Origin of the sequence: Maribacter chungangensis (genome assembly GCF_042676845.1) — a bacterium.
Classification (GTDB): Bacteria; Bacteroidota; Bacteroidia; order Flavobacteriales; family Flavobacteriaceae; genus Maribacter; species Maribacter chungangensis.
Map to the genome: position 1 here is coordinate 891,953 of NZ_JBHTHY010000003.1, position 20,354 is coordinate 912,306.

At 44.5% G+C, this 20,354-nt stretch carries 12 protein-coding genes; 3 read left to right on the top strand and 9 right to left on the bottom strand.

The features are described from left to right. Positions 1-25 precede the first annotated feature (25 nt). From ACFQZJ_RS03740 to ACFQZJ_RS03750, 3 genes are read right to left on the bottom strand one after another with little or no spacing between them, the layout of a single operon-like run. On the bottom strand, positions 26-799 hold the full coding sequence (locus ACFQZJ_RS03740) for a hypothetical protein (protein WP_379932413.1): 774 nt from the start codon (positions 797-799) through the stop codon (positions 26-28). After that, complete coding sequence (locus ACFQZJ_RS03745) at positions 796-3,660, bottom strand: alpha-L-rhamnosidase (protein WP_379932414.1); 2,865 nt, start codon at positions 3,658-3,660, stop codon at positions 796-798. Before ACFQZJ_RS03745 ends, ACFQZJ_RS03740 begins: the two co-directional genes overlap by 4 nt. Then, a complete protein-coding gene (locus ACFQZJ_RS03750) occupies positions 3,660-7,010 on the bottom strand; it encodes a glycosyl hydrolase (protein WP_379932415.1) in 3,351 nt (1,116 codons plus the stop codon). Before ACFQZJ_RS03750 ends, ACFQZJ_RS03745 begins: the two co-directional genes overlap by 1 nt. A gap of 212 nt (positions 7,011-7,222) precedes the next feature. Here ACFQZJ_RS03750 and ACFQZJ_RS03755 point away from each other — a divergent pair, with 212 nt between their 5' ends. From ACFQZJ_RS03755 to ACFQZJ_RS03765, 3 genes are all read left to right on the top strand, one after another. Further along, positions 7,223-8,143 carry a hypothetical protein gene (locus ACFQZJ_RS03755; RefSeq protein ID WP_379932416.1) on the top strand — a complete coding sequence of 307 codons (921 nt, stop codon included), beginning with the start codon at positions 7,223-7,225 and terminating at the stop codon, positions 8,141-8,143. Positions 8,144-8,222: 79 nt separating this feature from the next. Next, positions 8,223-9,236, top strand: a complete 1,014-nt coding sequence (yiaK, locus tag ACFQZJ_RS03760) for a 3-dehydro-L-gulonate 2-dehydrogenase (protein WP_379932417.1) — start codon at positions 8,223-8,225, stop codon at positions 9,234-9,236. Between the two features lie 11 nt (positions 9,237-9,247). Next, positions 9,248-10,165 (top strand): sugar phosphate isomerase/epimerase family protein, encoded by a 918-nt coding sequence (locus ACFQZJ_RS03765; RefSeq protein WP_379932418.1) that lies wholly within the window; start codon positions 9,248-9,250, stop codon positions 10,163-10,165. 14 nt (positions 10,166-10,179) lie between these two features. On the opposite strand, the gene rhaT is transcribed toward ACFQZJ_RS03765, so the two are convergent. The 6 genes from rhaT to ACFQZJ_RS03795 form a co-directional block, all read right to left on the bottom strand. Next, positions 10,180-11,232: an L-rhamnose/proton symporter RhaT gene (rhaT, locus tag ACFQZJ_RS03770; RefSeq protein WP_379932419.1), complete on the bottom strand. Its 1,053-nt coding sequence runs from the start codon at positions 11,230-11,232 to the stop codon at positions 10,180-10,182. A gap of 26 nt (positions 11,233-11,258) precedes the next feature. Next, positions 11,259-12,650, bottom strand: a complete 1,392-nt coding sequence (locus ACFQZJ_RS03775) for a sulfatase (RefSeq protein WP_379932420.1) — start codon at positions 12,648-12,650, stop codon at positions 11,259-11,261. A gap of 55 nt (positions 12,651-12,705) precedes the next feature. Then, complete coding sequence (locus tag ACFQZJ_RS03780) at positions 12,706-14,118, bottom strand: L-arabinose isomerase family protein (RefSeq protein ID WP_379932421.1); 1,413 nt, start codon at positions 14,116-14,118, stop codon at positions 12,706-12,708. 147 nt (positions 14,119-14,265) lie between these two features. After that, positions 14,266-15,681, bottom strand: coding sequence for a sulfatase (locus ACFQZJ_RS03785; RefSeq protein ID WP_379932422.1), 1,416 nt, complete (start codon positions 15,679-15,681; stop codon positions 14,266-14,268). Between the two features lie 50 nt (positions 15,682-15,731). Then, the gene (locus ACFQZJ_RS03790) at positions 15,732-16,817 is read right to left on the bottom strand and encodes a PKD domain-containing protein (RefSeq protein WP_379932423.1); all 1,086 of its coding nucleotides are present in this window, start codon (positions 16,815-16,817) and stop codon (positions 15,732-15,734) included. 98 nt (positions 16,818-16,915) lie between these two features. After that, positions 16,916-20,155, bottom strand: coding sequence for a family 78 glycoside hydrolase catalytic domain (locus ACFQZJ_RS03795; protein ID WP_379932425.1), 3,240 nt, complete (start codon positions 20,153-20,155; stop codon positions 16,916-16,918). Between the last annotated feature and the right edge of the window lie 199 nt (positions 20,156-20,354).

The following is a 20,354-nucleotide window of genomic DNA, read 5'->3' on the forward strand; positions in this document are numbered from 1 at the left end:
ATTTTAAGGCTTGTACCATACTTTTTTAGGGTTGTACAATTACACTGCGTTCTGCATTCTGTGCCTCGGTCAATGTTTTTCCTTCTATAAACAAAACAAATCGGTCCAGTGCATGAAATTTAGAACGTCCGGATACCTCCATGGTGTAGATTCCAGGGGTGTCAAATTTTACAAAAACATTGTGTGGGTCGTTATCGCTGGTATTGGAACGCCAAAACCATTCTCCTACTCGATTCATATAAATTTTAAACCAACCGTCCGAGCTGCTGCCTTCCGGATTAGGGGTTTTATCCAGTCCCTTTGGGAATACCGTACTGCCGTCTCGCCGACCAAAAAAATCACTTGCATCGGAAAAGCGGAGCCAGGAGTCATTTCCTTCGGATTGACTATCGCCTTCTGAAATTCTGGACCGCCAAACAAACTGGTAGGTTCCTGGAGTGGATATGTTTAATTTATACACTAAAATCCCTACTCCAGGCATATTAAAATTGTCTTCCTTGTTCCAACGTAAATATCCGGTGCCATCAAAAGCATCAAGGGTGTTACCGCTTTCCCATTCCAAATCTCCTTCCACAGTTTCAAATTCCACACTTACGATTCCGTCACTTTCCGTGTAGCTGATAACATTTAAATTGGTATCGGGTTCCATGGGATTGTCCATACTTTCTTCTTCCGGCTCTTCCATTTCTTCCATCATTTCATCCATGGGTTCTTCCGTATCCGAATCTGAACTGCAGGAGAAACCTAAGGTCAAAAAACAGATGAAACTGAATATTTTAATACGATGGATTTTTATCATTTTGTATACGTTAATGTGTAGGTTCCGGAACCTAAGGTCAGTGTATCGTTGGTTGCATCACTAACAGCAAATGTTTTCCAGTCCTCATTATTAATTTTTAAGGTCTCTTTTTGTTTTTTATCCATGTATACCCGTGCCTTTGTATTAAAGGGTACGGTAAGGTTCATTTCAAAATCGGTGCCGTTTACGTTCCATGCGTTACTAATGGTACCGTAAGGCGTGCTGATATCGATGTTATTGGTCTTAAGATGACTCGGAAAGACGGGGTCAACGGTAAATTCTTTAAAACCAGGTTGCTCCGCAATGGGTCGTACACCTCCTAAAGTCTCATAAAAATAAGCCGCAAAACCACTGTGCATGGGGTGGTTTAGGGAATTTGTGGGCCCTTCCATCTTTTCCCATTCAAATTGACGTTCTGGCCAGGTAGTAAATCCGGAATTCATCTGGTAGGCCTGACTAGGGAAGTCTGGCGTTGTTAATATGGCATGGGCCAGATCGGCTTTGCCGTGCTTTGCCAACACAGTGTAGATATATCTATTTCCATGAATTCCTGTAGCGTGATGTCCACCTTTTACTTCTACAATATCATGAACTAAGCCGTTCACCACACTTGTAATATCCTCCTCTGGTACCATTCCAAACTGTAAAGCTTGTACCGTTGCGGTCTGACTGAGGTACCATTTATGTTCGGTACCAGCTATAGGTTTTAAATACTCCTGGTTAAAAGCCTTTTTTAAGGCCTCTTTTTCCATTTTCATTTGAGATTCGAACGTACTGTCATTAGTCATTTTTGCAAAAGTTTCCATGACCCCTAAAATATCATAGAAGTAGGCATTGGCAGAAATGATGGGATCCGTTTCCATAGCACCCGGGTTTTTTCGTCTGTCCCAACTCGGCGGACACCAATCGCCCATGCCGTCTTGCATAATACCGTTTTCTCCCTTAAAATTCAGGTAAAATTGCGTCAGTTCTTTCATGTCCGGGTAGTACTCCTTGATGATGGCATCATCCCCATAAAATAAATAGTTATACCAGGGCAGGTACATGGTGGCCACGCCCCAATCTATTTTTGCGTAGGTAGAGGTGCGCTTACCCGGTGCGATCATGGTAGGCACCTGAAATGTAATATCCGGGTCGTTATGTCCTTTGGTAGGCCGCATTTGGGTACGGATGTCTTCCATATATTTTTTATAGAAATCGTACATGTCGTAATTATACAGTGCATACTCGGCAAAGGCATGGGCATCGCCCAACCAACCACATTTTTCCCTTGCGGGGCAATCCTCTGGAATACCGTGAAGGTTGTCTTCTATGGTCCATTTGCTAATGCTGTGCATTTGGTTCAAGATATCGTCCGAGGACGAAAAACTTCCAGTGTTGTCAATATCGGTAGCAACAAGTACCGCTTTGATCATGTTGGCATCGGGCTTTTTGGAAATGCCTTTTATCTTGGCGTACCTAAAACCATGATAGCTGAATTTTGGTTCCCAAGATTCCGGCTCTGAGCTTTTAGCGATGTACTTGTATATTTGGGGCATACCGTTGGCACCGCCTCCCGTAGACCCCGGAAAAATATCACTACCGTCCGTCAATAAGGCCTCTGTATTTGTAATCTCTATAAGCTGTCCCTCTTTTTCTTGGATATTTAGTTTGACCCAACCTGCGATGTTCTGTCCAAAATCAACGATCCATTCTCCATCCGAACCTTTAAACACTTTTTGCGGTTCCAAGGTTTTTAGTTTTTTAATAGGCGGTATTTGCTGCGCACTTACTTTGGTAATTTCCGGCGTTGTTTCCGTAGCTGTGCCCCAATCGTCATCTTCGTAGCCCAGGGTGTTCCATCCATTTATTTCATGGCGGGCATCATAGGTGTCGCCGCCATAAATGTTGTTGAATACGATGGGGCCTGTATTTTCTTTCCATGTGTTATCCGTATAAAAATCAGAAGTTGTGCCATCGGTATATATGGTCTTTACCAGTAGTTTTACGGTTGGCGCACCGTATGCCAAGTCCTTTTCGGATTCTGGGTCATTTTTCCATGAGATATTCTGTCCGTAAAAACCATTGCCCAAAAGAATACCAAAGGCATTTTTATCCTCTTTAATAGCCTCTGTTATATCATAGGTGACATAGTAGGCCTGCTTGTCATAATTGGATGGTGCAGGGTCCAGCACGTGGTCACCTACTTTTTTCCCGTTCAAATAGAGTTCGTAGTATCCTAACCCGCAGATGTAGGCCTTTACCTTTTCTATTTCTTTTTCTAGGGTTACTTCCTTTCTAAAATAACTGGCGGCAAAACCCTCTACCATAAGTGGTTTTGCCATTTTGCCGGTTTTGTATTCCCTGTAACGGTGTGGCGAGATCCTTTTATCTTCTGTTAGGGTAATCCATTTAGCGTTACCCCAATTGTCAAGATTCATTAAGCCCATTTCAAAATGCTGGGTAGTGGACCAGTTGGATGCCTTGTTGTTTTCATCCCAAATTTTCACTTTCCAAAAATAACGCTGCATGGCTTTAAGGTTAGTGCCGGCAAAGGGTACAAATGTAGATGTTGTGCTTTGTACTTTGTTGGAATTCCAAATATCGGCATCGTTCTCGTTTAATTTTTCTTCAGAAGATGCCACTAAAATATGATAGGCGGATTGTGATTTATTGAACCCTTCGGCATTAACAATCCACGAAAAAACGGGCTTTTCGGTTTCAATGGCCTTAGGAGATTCTTTTTGATTGCATAAGAGTTGCTCAAAAGATAGCTTAGGTTCCGGTTTCTCAGTAGTACAGGAACCGGTAATCGCTAACAACAGTATTCCAATGTAGCGCAAAAAGTTCTTTTTACTAGATTTTATAGGATTGTAAGTCATTATTTATGGGTTATGGTTTTAGAAAAATGGAGTTGCACCGGGCCTAATAATCCAGAAGGCATTAGGGCATCGTTTGCTTTATAAAAAGGAGCCGTAGTAAAGGTGGTTCTTTTTCCTTTAGGCCTTGGTTCATTGTTGGTATACCATTCCGGCATGGTTAAATCTGTGGCGCGATGCGGTCCTAATTTGTACCCTCCATCATTGGCAGGGTAGCGTTCATCACCGATCAGTCTATTGCTCCATTGGTTGGTGAGCAGAACTGCTAACTGGTTCTCGCCGTTTTTTACATAATCCGTAATGTCTACTTGAAAAGGTGGCATCCACGAAACGGTAACTGGTTTACCGTTAATAAGGACTTCACCTACGATATAAACCTGGCCTAAATCCAGCGCTATCCTAGTGTCTTTTTTTGTTTCTTCTTCATTAAGGACAATGGTTTTGGTATAGCTGGCGGTTCCGCTGTAATAGTTAATGGAATCTTTAGGGTGAGCGCTCCAATCTACCAAGGAGTCAAATGATACAGTACCACCATATCCTTCTTCTTTCTTAAAAGTAACTTGCCAATTGGTGGAAATATCTTGGGATGCCGGGATATCGGTCACCGTAAAGTCCCAATTTTCCCTTGATGTCAACGGTACGGAATAACTGCCGTTTTCTAAAACAGTGGCTTTAAGCATATTTTTCTCGGATAGTTTTAGGTGGAGATGCTCCTTGTGTTCTTTTGCGCTATGGATGGTATCGGCATCCTCCCGAAACACCACAAAAATAGATGCTCCCGCATCTAACCGAATCTGTGTAGTAGTGTTGCCATTTTCTGTTGTAAACAACCCTTGTTTGGTGATGCTCCCATCCATGGGATTCCACAGTTCTGGAATTTTATTGCCTACTCGGAACCGGGCATGGAATGTTTTTGTTTCTAACGTATCTGGGTTAAAGAAGAAATAAATGTCCTCGGTAGCGGTTTTTCGGTGTGCGTAATCGGTGGTTTCTTGGTTCAGAAACTGCATATCCGGGGTAAGATTATAATCGGTAAACACCTTTTCCCAATCGGATAGCTTCTTTATTAATGGTTTTAATTCGGAAACTATCAGGTCAAAAGCCTTCAGTTCTTCCTCCGGATTTTTATAGCCCGCTAAGTTTTCGGGGACTGCTCCATAAACCGGAACCCCGCTTTTGGCAATAGCCAGTATACGTTTTGCGGTTTCCAAGGAAATTGTTTTGCTATTTTGGAGTAGCAGTATTTTATACGATGTGCCTTCTGGAAGTACTAATTCCTTGTCTTCAATGGCGATTCTATTTAAAAGCACATCGGTGTTTACGTTATCAAAATTGATGCTTTTTGGTATGGCCGGAGAAATATCGTCTCTGTAGTAGGCAGAATTTGGTGCCCCTTCTCCCACGAAGATCAACACATCCGATACCGGAACCCCTTGCCTAAGCATATGCGAACCACGGGCAATGTACTTGAACCATGCTTTCCCGGCATTTTTCCACCAGGTTTGGGTCCTGTCCAAATGAAAGCCCCAGCGGTTCATGGTCATTCCCGGGGCAACATTGGGATTGGCCTGGTGCGCAAATCTGTGGAACATGAATTCGTTGATGCCGTAGGTCCACCCCAGATCGCCCGAGGTCTTGGCCATGGCAGGATGTCCTTTCCAATTAATTTGTGGTGTGGAGGTAAACGATTCCGCGGAAATAACGGGCTTACCGTAGATATGCGCCCCAGAAACGGCCGATTCGGTCTGGGTAATGGGCCGGTTCATCCAAAATTCCCCCATGGGAATATCGGTGACACCACCAATGTCCAAATCGTTCAAGGGCCCAAAACCATAGGGTTCTATGTAACTTTTGAGTCCGTCTGCATTGCACAGTTCCGTAAAATACTCAAAATAGTTTTTGGTCATGAGGTCGGAAATCACCTTTCTGTAGTCGGAGAGTACGGCCTCCGAAGATGCTGCATTTCCGATAAACCGTCCAGCCACCAAGGGTAGCATTTCAATAAAATCATAGCCTTTTTCGTCCTCAAAGATTTTGGCAAAATCATCAGTCCAGTTTTGCCCGCCCATTTCATAACTGTCAATTTCAATGTACTGCAAAGCATTTGGTGCAACCGGTCCTGCCTTGTTCACCACCTTTTTGATAAAGGCATCGTAATGTTTCTTAAAAGGCGGCCTGCTCAGTTTATCCACTTCCAGGCCACGACCTTCGTCGGAGGCGGGATTGTTAAATGCACCGGTGGAGGTGTAACCAAAGCGTATGATGGTCCAGTTGCCACTGGGCAGTTTTGTTTTTAGTACACCTTGGGCATCCATCTGATCTGAAAGGTTTCTTATTTGCCAAGGGTCTATAAGCATAGTACTATCCGGAGAACCTATAACAGCTAAATTCTTGTCCTCGGTTCTGGCGATTGCCGTTCTGCCCAAAGCGTTGTTTATATAATAATTTGCTGTCAGCTGTACTTCCTTTAGGGTGGTGGACCTATTGAATTTTAATCGAAAATATGTTGATGTTACTCCCTCAAAATGGTCGTTTATGGCCCATTCTCCTTTTCCGGTGCGCACCTTGTACAAATCTCGAACATCGGTAAATTTTTTACCGTCCTTACTCGTTTGTAATATGGCCGTACTATGGCGGTCGTTAAAAATGATGTTGGCAGAGCGTATGGTTTTGGGCTTTTGGTAGGTAAACTGTATCCATGGGAATTCGTTTTTCTGTGCTGTTAGAGTAGATTCGGCATCTATTTTTCCATCACAAATAAGGGCCGTATCCAACAATGTATCCGATGCCGTGATTACTGGCGTATTTGTAGTGTCGTCTATTTCTGAATCTAGCGCAGGGTAGGCAAGTACCGCGATATCCTGATAAAATCCTTCACGTTTTGTAGGCTCTTTTAAGGGTAGGTGGATGACGCCACCCTCGGTAACCGTTTCGCTCCATACCACCATTTTCATGGATTCTTCCGGGAGTACCCAGGGTCCGCCACTGGCAGACCAACCATCGCAGTTATGCACCCCAAAAGAAAGGCCAAGGCGCTCTGCCTCTTTGGCGGCGTGGGCAATCATTTCATGGTGTTGCGGTGAGTTGTATTTTATGGGTCCGTTGGGAATGCCCTGGGTGACGTTGAACAATAATAAGCCACCCAAACCCACCTCGGCCATAGATTCCAAATCCTTGGTAAGCCCTTCTTTGGTCATATTGCCGCTCATGGCATGGAACCATGTTTTGGGCTTGGCACTAGCAGGTGGGGCCATGAATTCTTGAGCAAGGTTCCGGGTATTTTCTCCTTTCTCCTCACAGGAAAAGAGCACCGCAGTAAACACTGTTAGAACACCTAAAATTATCTTTTTCATTGTATATAGTCCCTAACGGACTAAAATACAGTTTTGAAAGGGGGAGGGTATCCTGTACTATAAGGTTTAGTATTTCATCCTAAAGAAGTAGTTATTAAAAAAGATAAGTTAGCCGAGGTAGTAAAAAGGCAAGAAAGCACAGGATACGTTTCTTTTTCTTTTGACTTTTATTTGGATAAGGAATACTAGCGTTGAAAACAGGAAAAATCACGATGATGAACAAACGCACTTTTGTTATATTCTGTATGCTAACGATGGCTTTTTTTTCCTGCGATTCAGGAGAGGATATTGTTGAAACGAAAGAAGTTGATGGAGAAATTGTTAAGGAGCCCCAGATTGAAGTATCAGAACTTGTGGATGAGGAAACGGGACCCATTACCAGATGTACCGAGGCAGGAACAAATCCCGATAGGGCGACCGATATTCCGAATCCGGTAAATGTGGGTGCCATTGACGACCGCAGTTGTTACGCGGACTATAAAGAAATAACGATTGATGGCACGGTATGGGGCATTTACAACATCACGCACGAGTCCAACCACATGGACGACCCAAATACGCTACAACCCAGAATAGAACGTTCCCTGTCAAGGTCCCAGACCACAGGTGTGGGTAGTTTTGCCAAGTTTACCGGTACCGTGCGCATACTCGAAGTTGGTAAAACCGATAATGTAGGCTCGGATGGCACCTATATCATGCAGGCAAAAGGAAAGCATACGGGTGGCGGTGGCCCTAACGACCCTGCAATTTGTCTCTATTTGGCTAAACCGGTTTATGGTGATGATGGAAATGGAAATCAAGTGCAACAATCGTTTGATATTTTTAGGGAACAAATAAACTTTAGGGGAGGTTCTGGAGCAGAGGGAAGGGACATCGTTTTTCTGACCAATATTGAAAAGAATGTGCCTACTGAAATAGCATTGGAAGTTGGTTTTGCCCAGGATCCCAATGACGCCACTAAAAAAATACACTACGCCAATGCCGTGATTGGCGGCACCCCGTTCAATTGGGACATTCCCGAACCGGAAAGGGGAACCCAATCTGGCATTAGATACGGTGCGTACCGGGTTAAAGGTGGTAGAGCTCAGATTAGATGGGCAAATACTACCTATGAAAAAGCGGAAAATGATTAAATTCTATAATCCTTGTATGGCTTCTTTACACTAAAAATGCTACCCGGTTTAAGCTGAGCCATATTTTAAAAAGAAAAAAATGACCAGAACCATCCGTTCCGAAGAAATGCATTCCGTACTGTTTTCACTCTTTAACAAATACGGATTTTCTGAGGAAAAAGCGAAACTATTGGCAGAGGTACATATCGAAAATACGCTTCACGGGGTAAACTCGCACGGTATTAATCGGGTGCCTTTTTTTATTGAACAGTTGCAACGTGGTCTGGTTAAAAAAGATGCTGAGGCTGAAAAGCTTGAAGGCTTTGGTAGCCTAGAACGCTGGGATGGCAGTTTAGGTTCTGGAGTGCTAAATGCAATACAATGTACGAATCGCGCTATCGCAATGGCCAAAGAGAACGGTATGGGACTAGTGGCACTTCGCAACACCAACCATTGGATGCGGGCTGGCTATTATGGTTGGATGGCCGCGGAACACAATTGTATCGGTATCCTCTTCACCAATACGGAGCCCAATATGCCCGCTTGGGGCGGGAAGGAGGCGCGACTTGGCAATAACCCCTTGGTTATTGCCATTCCAAGAGAGAAAGGACACATTGTTTTGGATATGGCCATGACCCAATTTTCCTTTGGCAAAATCAATGAATATAAGTTAAGGGGCGATGCATTGCCATACGATGGCGGATTTGATGCAGATGGAAATTTTACCAAAAATCCGGAGGATATTTTGCAAACTAAAAGTGGACTGCCCATTGGCTATTGGAAGGGGTCGGCCCTGGCCATGGTATTGGATATGCTCGCCACATTGCTTTCCGCAGGAAGGTCTACCTATAAATTAGGCTTGGAAGAACACGAATATGGGGTCTCACAGATTTTTCTGTGTATGGATGCAGTAACTTTTCAAGATGGCGAGCTACAGGAACAACTGTTGGAAGAAATCATTTCATATACCAAAGATATTACACCTACCCAACCGGGTGGAAAAACCTACTATCCCGGTGAAAAATCCCTAGCCAATAAAATTGAAAACGAAAAAAACGGGATGCAGGTCAGTGAAGAGATTTGGAATAGGGTAATTCACCTTTTGAACAACTAAGAACCAAGACCATGAAAAATAGCAGAAGAGACGCCCTTCGTAAATTAACAATGGTGCCCGCACTTGCTGTGGCTCCCGGCCTGTTTGCGGCTTCAAGCAGTAAAAGGGTAGCACCTGTTTCCATGAAGCAACGTGTGCAATACAGCGCTAATGCCTACTCGTTCAATGATGAATTTAAAAGCGGGAAAATGGATCTGTTCGATATGATGGAGTTTGCTGCGGATATCGGGCTTCATGCGGTGGATTTAACTTCCTACTATTTTTCATCCTATCCAAACCTACCCGATACGGCTGAGATTTTTGCCTTAAAAAAACGTGCGTTAGAATTGGGATTGAACATCTCATGGACCGGAGTGCGAAATAATTTCGTTACCGCAGACGTAGCAGCAAGAGAAAAAGACCGACAAATGATCAAAGATTGGCTGGCCGTTTCCTCTCAGATAGGTTCCTCCATCTTACGAATGTTCACGGGCAGGAATATTCCCGAAGGCTACACCAAAGACCAAGTAAAAGAGTGGCTGGTAGAAGAATATAAGTTATGTGCCCAGTATGGTGCAAAAGTTGGCGTTATTGCCGCGCTACAAAACCATAATGAGTTTTTGTTTACGGCAGATGAAGTTATCGATGTTCTTAAACAGGTAGACTCGGAGTGGTTTGGACTTATCTTGGATATCTCCGGACTGCGTACCACGGACGACCCTTATGCCGAGGCGGAAAAATTGGCCCCTTATGCCGATTATTGGTTCATCAAAGAGCATGTATATCATAACCAAGTCCAGAAAACAACAGATATGGCCAAGATGGCTAGTATGATTAAAAAACAAGGATTTCAAGGCTATGTTTCTTTTGAGAGTCTATCCGATGGTGACCCAAAAGAAATTGTCAAGAATATGTTGATGGATTTTAAGCGGGAGTTTGAAAATGAGTAAAGCGAAGGCTTTGTCTAAATCGAATTACCAATCCCCACCAAGACAACAGATAATAATATCACGACGATTCCAGCAATAATGGTCATCTTGGTTTTTCTTGCAACTCCCTTCCATTCTTTTCTGTAAATGCCCCAAAGGTTGGCCGTTAAAATAATGGTGGACATGTGCAAAATCCATGAACTGGCACCGTTGCCCAATTTGCTTTCGCCCATACCGTAAAAGAAAAATTGTAAGAACCAGATAAGTCCAGCGAAAGAGGCAAATAGGATATTCTTGGTGATAGGGGTATGCTTGTTTTTAAAATCGTTGTAGGACTTATTTTTGACGCTCAGCATAGTCGTCCAAAACAGATTGGTGGTGAGTCCGCCCCAAAGAATGACCACAAAAGTGACATTGTTCGCAAACAGGGCATCATGGCCCGATGCTACCGCAGCCTCGGCCAAAGGCTTGCCCGATTCAATTCCGAAATTGAAAAAGGCACTTAAAATACCTGAAAGAATGGCCACTAGTAGTCCCTTTACAAGATTGAACTCTGCCACGCTTTTCTTTTTTTCTGCATCGGAAAGTTGCTTTTCTTTTAGCATTCCCGCCTTGCCGCAAATAGCGATACCTAGGATACAAACCGCTACACCCAAAAGCACGACTTGGCCACCCGTAGATGACAACATTTCGGTAAAGGTCACCTTTCCCTCCGTCGGAACTAGATTGTAATATATAGGAGGCACCAAGGCCCCAAAAGCGGCGCAGAATCCAAGGACTACCGAATTGCCCAGAGACATGCCCAAATAGCGTATACCCAAGCCATAGGAGAGTCCGCCAACACCCCAAAGCAAGCCCATCAAAAAAGTAAAAAACAATATGGAACTGGAAGCAGTTCCAATAATTTCCATAGAATTGGGTATGGTCAACCAAGCGGCAATTGGAGGCACAATAAACCATGATACTAGGCCACCTACCATCCAATAACTTTCCCATGCCCATCCCTTTACCTTGTTGTAGGGCATATAAAAACTACCGGCGGCAATCCCCCCGAGCGAATGGAACAAAACTCCTAAAATTGCTTGCATATCTGTTGGGCTAAAATCTGTTAATACTATATTTTTTCTATATACTCAGGGTTCAGCTGGTCAGGAATCGGCGCAGCGGTTGCTTTCCACCATTCTTTTAATAGGCCGAATAGCTCGTTGGTTTTGTCAGGATATTTTTCAACAAGATTATTCGTTTCACCAATATCATCCGATAAGTTATATAGTTCCATCCCATTGTCCTCAAAATAATAATGTAGTTTCCAATCCCCTTTTCTTATCACTGAACCCGGACGGGTTCTGAACAAGGGGTCCCTGTTTTCATTGTCATCTACATTATAAGCCTGTAAATAAATGGGAAAATGCCAAAATAGCGAACGTTCCAAGGTTTTGGTCTTTCTCTCTAAAACGGAAGACAGATTTTGACCATCCAATTCCAAAACAACATTTTCAATACCTGCGTAGGCCAAAACAGTGGGAAAAATATCCATGTTCGTTATGGGAACATCACTTGTTGTTTGGGCCTGAATCCTCTTTTTGTACACAAAGAAAAAAGGCTCACGAATACCACCTTCATAATAACTGCCCTTACCTGCCCGTAAAGGCTTTTGTTTGGTGATGCCATACAGACCTCCATTATCAGAGGTAAATACAATGAGCGTATTGTCCAGTAGGTCTCTTTCTTTCAATTTGTCAATGAGCAATCCTATGTTCCTATCCAGATTATCTACCATAGAGGCGTATTCCGCATTTCCCTGACCTTCCCAGGGCGACTTTTTTGCGTATTTGGGAACAATACTGTCCACGGGCATGATGGGCACATGTACCGCATAAGGGGCATAGTTTAGATAAAAGGGTTTTTGAACAGTGTCAATAAAAATCAGGGCTTTTTCAACAATTAAATCTGTAAGGTATTCGGCTTTCCCTTTTTCAATGGTCACATTTTTATAGGGTGGACGGTAACTTTTTGGAAGACCATTGTGCCCCCCTCCAATATTCAGATCAAAGCCATGTTCCAAGGGGTTGTCGCTCAAATGCCACTTGCCGGCATGGCAGGTGGCATAGCCGTTTTCCTGCAGCACCTCTGGTAGGACCTTATGTTGGGCGGCCAGGGTGTGGGTGTTCTTGGTGGGAATCAGTTTTCTATCCTCCGATCTTCCCCTGGTGGAGGGCGATACGGTGTATATGCCGTGGCGCGGTGTCCACTGTCCCGTCATTAAACTTGCCCTACTTGGAGCACAGTTGGATGCGCTCGCATACCCATTGGTAAAGACCATGCCCTGACTGGCAAGATAATCCAAGTTGGGCGTTTCATAGTATTTACTACCCATAAACCCCACATCCTTCCATCCCAGATCATCAACATTTATGACTACGATGTTCGGAACGCCAACCTCTTGCTTGTGAATGCATGATACGTAAGAAAGTATAATTATGAGTAGTGGTAGTATTCGTTTCATTTTATCCTAACTTAATTCTTAACTGATTGACCAGTGTTGTATCCACAGAAAAAACCTAACATATTTGCACGACCCTCAAGTTCAACAATTTTCCCAGTTTTTCAATTTTATTGGCAATATGCCCCACGCCAATGGCGCAATGGTGGGAGGGCCCCTGTTTGGACCATTGGTTCATAAATGCCCTGGCCCCAATGGAAAAACGATACCTACTGTTGGTATTGCCAATATGCAAAACTGGTCCTTCAACAGATTCTCCTTCCGCCACCAACAAAAACACATCGTCTTTGCCCTCTACCACGGAGAGTAAGGTAACCGGGCCATGCTTTACGCTCATTTGTATGGAGAGTCCTTTGCCGGGCTTACCGTGATATACGGGCAAGGGAACCAATTGTACCTTTCCCTCGGCAATGGCAAAATGTGCGGGACCATCATGTCCGAGCATTACTATATCATCATTGAAATCCATTGCATAGAATTCGGAAAAAGACCCACCTGTACCAAAGGCATCCATGATCTTCATGGCCTGTGCGTTTTTTACTTCATATTCTCCCGCCACGGGAACATTTTTACCGGTTAACAGGGTATTTCCCGCAATGACGGAGGTAACCATGTTTTCGTAGGCGTTGCCCGATTCGCCTTCGTAATAATAGGCCAAGGAACCCAATTTATGATTCGTGACTAGCGCATCTAGTGCCAGGGAAGTTTTTGCAGCGCGAACTAGTTCTTTTTTTTCACAGCTTTCTGTGACTTCAAAAGTATTGTTGAACTCTTCCAATTTGGTTTCCACTTCGTTGTCCGTAACGGCATCACGATATTTCTTGAGCTCGCACATTTCAACAATTTCTATGTGCGTTCCAAAAGCGGCGGCCTGCTTGGTCAAATCGGAATACACATCCAGCATGCCCCCATAATAGTGGCCCAAGACCCCTAAGCGATTGTTGTTCATGACCCGTTTTACGCGCGCGGCATCTATCCAATCCCGTAGTGCTGTCCAAACGCTTTCCTCATCCAAATAGCCGGTGACGAAGTCATATCCTATTCCCGCTCGGTTGAACACATTGGCCAGTTCCGGCACGGAGCAGGCTTGGCAATGGGCCAGCCATTCCCCCGTCATTTTGCCCCGATCCCCAAGGGCATTGAATTTTTCGTAATCTATGGCCGCCACGGGCTGTATGTTCAAAATGACCACAGGGCATTTTAGCTTTTGCACCACGGGCAGCACGGTGGACGAAAGGGCGTAGGTGGACACATACAAGAACAGCATGTCTATATCTTCCTTTTTTAGTTGTTGGCCGGTAACGATGGCCTTTTCTGGCGAATCTACCAAACCCACATTTACCACTTGGGCGTTGAAGGATTCCATCTTTTTGGCAATATGGTCTTGGTAGCCCTCCAAGCGTTCTTTCAGGCCTTTAAACTGGGGCCAATAGGTATCCAGTCCAATACCGAACAATCCAACTTTTATCATTGTCTGATTTATTTTAGTGTTATATCAAAAAACTTGTACCGTTTCATTTATCTATGTGAAACACTGTATTGAACAACTTTACACCTTTGTCTACAAAAAGCATTTGGCACTATCAATAGGTAGACGGTCATAGGTGACTTTCCAAGATCAATCCAACCTTGTTTTTAGTTTATAGGTTAACTTCTTCACCAATTCTTCCTGTTCCCCTGCCACATTCTTTGTTTCCTTTGCTGTTGACGTATGGTCATATAATTCCACAAATCCATCTTTATGAAGTATCATCCTATGGGTCGGGGTTCTAATGGTTGAAGCCTTGCCGTTATACGCTATGGCATCATGACCCGTGGTATTTGGGTCCGCTACTATTTTTTTTAATGAGACCCCAAGGCCATACCCAGGGATTTCAATTCCGGCCAGATCGCATAAGGTAGGAAAGATATCGACCGTTTCAACAATGGCATCTGTACTCGCTCCTTTGTTTTTCATTTCTGGATGGTGAATAATTAAAGGTGCATGCAATGATTCCTCAAACAAACTGTGTTTTCCCCAAATGCCATGTTCTCCTAAATGCCATCCATGATCTCCCCAAAGCACCACGATGGTGTTTTTATCTGCCCCTGTCCTTTTCAGTTCCGCAAGTATTTTTCCCACTTGGGCATCTGCATAGCTAACGCTTGCCGCATAGTGCCGGCGAATATCATCGGCGAAATCAGGATCGGTATCGGGATTCTTGCCCCAGCGATTGTATCTCATAAATTCACCTGAGCCATGCCATGTGGTTTTTCCTTTTGGTTTTTGTGGATGTTTTATCTCTGGAAACGCAACGCCTTCATACCGGTCATAATACTTTTTTGGTGCACCAAATGGCAAATGTGGTTTAATGATTCCGACTGCCATAAAAAACGGGTTTTTAGGATTCTGGGCCAGTGTGTTCAGTTCCCTGACAGCTTCATTGGTAATTGCGCCGTCAGGATAGATACCATCATCTCCTGCCACTGTCTGGAACACATCCATCTCACCGGCCTTTACCCTAATCTCTCCATTGGCCAAACCGTGCATCGTTCCACGTGGATGTTCCCATTGCCCTACCGGCATAAGATGTTTGTCCCATGCATTTGGCATTTCAATTATTGTGCTATCATTCCAATTCTTGCCGCCTCTACCTCCTGGATGATGAGACACTTTCCCCACGGAAACCGTGGTATAGCCGTGTGATTTAAACCACTCTGGCATCGATTTATCCACTTTTTGTGTGCCTTCGTTCATTTTATCCGCTCTTTGGAAAAGAGCACTGTTTGCTGCGGGGCCAAACTGTCCTGTCAATAGGGTGTAACGCGATGGACCACAACTTGGGGAATTCACAAAATGTTTCCGGAATCTAATTCCCGTTTCCGCAAAAGCGTCAATGTTTGGTGAGCTAATATGCCCTGCCCCAAAGCTCTTTAACTCTGGACGGAGGTCATCCACACAGATGAGCAGCACATTAGGTTTTTTGGCACCTTCTGTTTTTTTACAGTTCGTTGTTACCAAAAGGGATAAGATCGCATAAAAAAAGGGGCTCATTTTTTTAATTCCCATCATTATATTTTTTAAACAGTATCCGGTCATAAAGCCTACTTTGTTACCACATCCCACACTTTGGACCTTATGGATTTGCCCTCTTTGTTTTCAACCGTGAGCACAACGGTCCAATGGCCCGGGGTGGTATATTGATGTACAGGGTGTTGTTCCTTGGAAGTGCTTCCATCGCCAAAATCCCACAACCACTTTTCAACGGTGCCCAAAGACTCATCTTTAAAGGCAAACACGCGCCTGTCCCGATCAACCTCTACAAAAGACCAATTTGCTTGCAGCTCCGTGAACTCCTCCGATAGGGGCATCAACCTGAATGCATTTAAATAATCGCCATCGTGGATCATGTTGAGGTCATGCGCCAGATTGATAAAATCCTTTCGTACCTTATCATCATCGTCATAATCCAGTACGCACCACGATAGTGCAATACGTTCATTTTCCTTTAATTGTGAAACTGCGGAACGATTGATGCCTTCAATGGCGGCATGATCAAAGGGGGTGATCCAAAATTCCATTTTGAGCCACCCGGGTCTGCCCTGTTCCAAGTTGTGGTCGTAGGCCGCATTGGCATACGGAAAGTCTTTGATCCACGGGGTATTTCCCCAAACCATGGCCCAGTCCTTATTTTTCGGGGGCATAAAGACATGGTAGTTCTGCGCATGCGCCCCGTGTCCTCTAAAATGCAGTTCCTCCATGGGCATCCTACTGGTATTGGCATTCCACTTTTTAATGAAATTGCCGCCAGACATATCTGCATCCACCACCAGTTCAAAAATATCTTGTTTGATGTCCAAGCGCTCAAATTCCCAGAAATCATCAAAAACCTCTACATAGAAGTACAGCCTATTCAAGTCTTTGACCCATCCCACCTTTACGGTTATATCCAGATCGGCCGGGTCCAGATCAAACCCAATGCCGTTCACGCTCTCCTTCATTTGCTCCAGGCCAATGGCGTAGGTATCCGGCACCAGGTTCCAATCGGAAAAATCGCCGTCCATCTGTGGCATCTTATGTTGGGGGAACTGAAAAATGGGGTAAATGGTGTCCCTTGCTTGAAAGCCAAATGATGCCATTGTGCCACAGCCATAAACGGCCATACATAAAAAATAAATCAGTTTGCGCATATTCAGTACTTTTTAAGGCTTCGGCCCTTACCACAAATGGGATCCTTTTCCAGTAGAGGTTATTTTCCAGTGCCTCTTTTTGAATACCAACGGGGCTATCATTCCTTATGTAAAATTTTCAGTTCTGTAATGGAGGCCGCCCGCTCTGCATCTACAATGTACAGTCTGCACTTTGTGCTTTTAACGGCATTGAATTGATGGACTTTATCCGGGCCACAAGAGGTGCCTTCCACAAGGTTTTGCCATGCCCCATTCTCCCAGTATTGCAATTGATACGCCCTGATATTGTTCTCGTGCTCATCTACAATAATTTGGTTGAAGGTTTGCGGTTTTACCCATTCCACTTCAAGATATTGGTTCTTGCTCGCCGCGGCCCACCAGCGGGTTCCCGAATCTTCATCGTTTGCCCTAAAGGCTTCATAAACGGGTAATTTTTCCGATTCTATGACCATGGACGACGCGCTCAAACGCCCTATCTTGGATAGATTGGCCGGTTTGTTCAAAGGGTCGGGGTAGGTTGTTTCCGGTAGTTGGTCCACCAGAAAATCGTAGCTGCCAGACGTTACCTCATATATCACATAAGTACCAACGGCATCATTTTTCTCGGTGCCCACATATTGGATACCTTCCGCTTTTTCGGCCAAAACACCGTTTTCTTTGATGCCATCTTTGCCCATTGCCGGCAGATAGACCTGCGCCGTGGTGTTTATGGGCACCTCAATATGAAAATGGGCACCCGCATCCTTCCTTTTCCAGTTCACGATTACGTTGCCGTACATGGATCGGTATTCGGTGTTGGCATGGGTCAAATCTCCCACAACCGCGGGCTTAATGAGCATTTTCTGCATGCCGGGATGTTCTGGGTGGGGCCTTATGCCGCCAAACCCTTTAATGAAATAGCCCCCAATACCCGTGTAACAGGTGTGTATCTGGCTACTTCCAATAGCGGACCAACGCTCTGGCCATACGGTTTTGTCTTGATCCAAAAAGTAGCCGTAGCTTGGGTGCCGTTTGTCTTGTAAGAGTTCATAGATCAAATCCATCCGTTCGCCGTATTCCGTAAAATAACGGGTGTAGAGGGCCTGGCCCGAGCTGCCGGTGTCGTAGTACGGAAATTTATAGAGCACCTGATCTACCAGGTTGTCGTACACTTTTTGCCTTTCAGATTCCGGGGTAACCCCTGAAATCAGGGCAAAGGCCTGGTTCACTTGGTGTCCTTCGCCATATTTTCCCGTGGCAGGGTCGTATAGATTGGCATGGGTTGCCTTGCGCTGTACTTCCAATCGCTTTGAAAAGAGGGCAATATCTTCCGTTTTGTTCAGGGTTTTGGCAATGTTCAAGGCATTTTCCAACATAAAGGCATAGACCGTATTATTGAAATGGGCCGATTCCGGAGAGTTGCTTGAGCTCCAAAAATTACCTCTTGGCGTGCACCAGTCTCCCAATCCTGGAAATTCCAAAGTGCCCCGCTCACCAATTTTTAAGGTACCGCCACTATCATAATCCGAATGTTCGTACAGCCAGTGCATCCACTTTTTCATGCTGTCATAATGGTTGTTTAGCAAACGTTCATCGCCCAACATCCTGTAGGTTTCCCAAATGGTAATGGGGCTGTTGGCCATCCACATTAAAAACTCAAAATCGTCTCCGTTGATCACGGCGCGCATTTTACCATCATCGGCCTGTGCGTCTTGCATAAATTGGGCATATTGCGCCATATAGGCCCCGCTCTCAAAATTGGGCAGGGCATCACCGTACATCGCCGCCACGGTCACCTCGCCCCAACCACGACGTTCGCGATGGGGACAATCTACCAAAATGCCATCAATGGTATTGGCAATATAGGTGTTTAGATTAATCTGATAGATCCTGTTCATCAATTCACTGGAGCTTTCAAATTTGCTGATCTGCTTTCTGTCATTGGTAATGACATGTCCTTTAATGTCCTTTAGATCTGGTTTGTAATCAATGCCGTAAACGGTAACATAGCGCCCTCCGGCAAGATTAAACCGATTGGTGAAATGGCCCGCACCGGTTTTGTCAAAAACGTACTGGCTCCGTTGTTCCCAAGAGGAGACGACCTCTTTATGGTCTGCAATTTCAAAGGTGATGGTATCGCCCTCTTTTCCCTGGAACAGATTCATTTCAAAAAAGCCCGTGTAATTTTCACCCATATCAATGATATAGTTGCCGTCTTCCTTCTCTTTTACCCCAATGGGATTTATTTCTTTGAACTTCACCTGGGGCTCCACCATTTGGGCGCTAAGCGTGGCCGTGATTTTGGTAGTGGGCGGATTGGCATCTGTATTAGGTCCCCGAATGGCTCCTTTAGGGCCTAAATTTAAGTTTACAAAGCCCACTTCTTTGGCGTTCTCATTATCGAACACCACGGCATTGGCCCAATGGCCATCATCGTAATCTGCGGTGTTCCAGTCGTCTTCACGTAAGCGTTCATCTATGATTTCACCGCCAAAATCCAAAATGTCCCATGAGCCAATGTAGGCGCTGTAGCTTTTTTTACATTTCCAGCTGGCGTCGGTTGCCAATACCACATTGGTGGTATCCCCTGTAATATGTGCTTGGGCCTTAAACACAAATGGTGGGTCATAGTATTCTTTCATCCTGCCCCATCGTGCCCAACCAGCCGCATGCCAAATACCAATGACATTGTTGCCTTTTGTGAGGTGTTCCTTAATGTCATAGGTAAGGTACGGGAGCCTTTTTTTCTTATAGGACAGCACAGGATTCATTACTGCATCGCTCACTTTTTTACCGTTCACGTACACCTCATGATACCCAAAGGAGGCCACATGGACGTAGGCTGATTCTGGATCGGCATCCAAGGTAAAGTTCTTTCTGTACCAGTTGTGGTCTTTTTTGTTTTGACCTTCTTTGTAGATCCATTCGCCTTTCCAATCCTCTGGCTGCAGCAGCCCCATGGAGAATATGGCCGGTGCGCTCCAACCCGAAGGATGGCCCGCTGCATCCCATACCTTCACCTTCCAGTAGTAGGTTTTGGTGGACTCCAACGGAATCCCTGCATACACCGCATTGACGGATTGGCTGGAGGAAACCTTGCCCGAGTCCCAGACATCTCCCGTGTTCCCGTCCAAAAGGGCAGGGCTACTGGCCACCAATAGCTGATAGGCCGTTTGTTGTTGCCCTCTTTCAAAATGGGGTGCTTCCAATTTCCAACTCAATCTGGGTTGGGTGTTGTCTATGCCCAAAGGGTTGTTTCTGTACTCGCATCTTAAGTCAGTAACGTTAATGTCAGATTCGGACGTACAACTGCCAAGGAGTACTATTAGGATAAGATAGGAAAGTCTCAATATTTTCATGACATCCATAGTTGAAATTTAGTGTATTTAGCGGATACAAATAGCATATTTTGTTACTCTGTTTTAAGATTCCGATAAATTTATTTATTGACAAAATAATCTTTAAAATAGAGTTAGTTTTGATTTTTGACAATGAATAAATCATTTACTTCCATAATTCATACAATTTCTGGAATAATGGCACGGATACCAATTGACA

Coding starts and splice junctions, on each gene's coding strand:
- ACFQZJ_RS03740 (WP_379932413.1), bottom strand. CDS start 799: ATGATAAAAATCCATCGTATTAAAATATTCAGTTTCATCTGTTTTTTG.
- ACFQZJ_RS03745 (WP_379932414.1), bottom strand. CDS start 3,660: ATGACTTACAATCCTATAAAATCTAGTAAAAAGAACTTTTTGCGCTAC.
- ACFQZJ_RS03750 (WP_379932415.1), bottom strand. CDS start 7,010: ATGAAAAAGATAATTTTAGGTGTTCTAACAGTGTTTACTGCGGTGCTC.
- ACFQZJ_RS03755 (WP_379932416.1), top strand. CDS start 7,223: ATGATGAACAAACGCACTTTTGTTATATTCTGTATGCTAACGATGGCT.
- yiaK (WP_379932417.1), top strand. CDS start 8,223: ATGACCAGAACCATCCGTTCCGAAGAAATGCATTCCGTACTGTTTTCA.
- ACFQZJ_RS03765 (WP_379932418.1), top strand. CDS start 9,248: ATGAAAAATAGCAGAAGAGACGCCCTTCGTAAATTAACAATGGTGCCC.
- rhaT (WP_379932419.1), bottom strand. CDS start 11,232: ATGCAAGCAATTTTAGGAGTTTTGTTCCATTCGCTCGGGGGGATTGCC.
- ACFQZJ_RS03775 (WP_379932420.1), bottom strand. CDS start 12,650: ATGAAACGAATACTACCACTACTCATAATTATACTTTCTTACGTATCA.
- ACFQZJ_RS03780 (WP_379932421.1), bottom strand. CDS start 14,118: ATGATAAAAGTTGGATTGTTCGGTATTGGACTGGATACCTATTGGCCC.
- ACFQZJ_RS03785 (WP_379932422.1), bottom strand. CDS start 15,681: ATGAGCCCCTTTTTTTATGCGATCTTATCCCTTTTGGTAACAACGAAC.
- ACFQZJ_RS03790 (WP_379932423.1), bottom strand. CDS start 16,817: ATGCGCAAACTGATTTATTTTTTATGTATGGCCGTTTATGGCTGTGGC.
- ACFQZJ_RS03795 (WP_379932425.1), bottom strand. CDS start 20,155: ATGAAAATATTGAGACTTTCCTATCTTATCCTAATAGTACTCCTTGGC.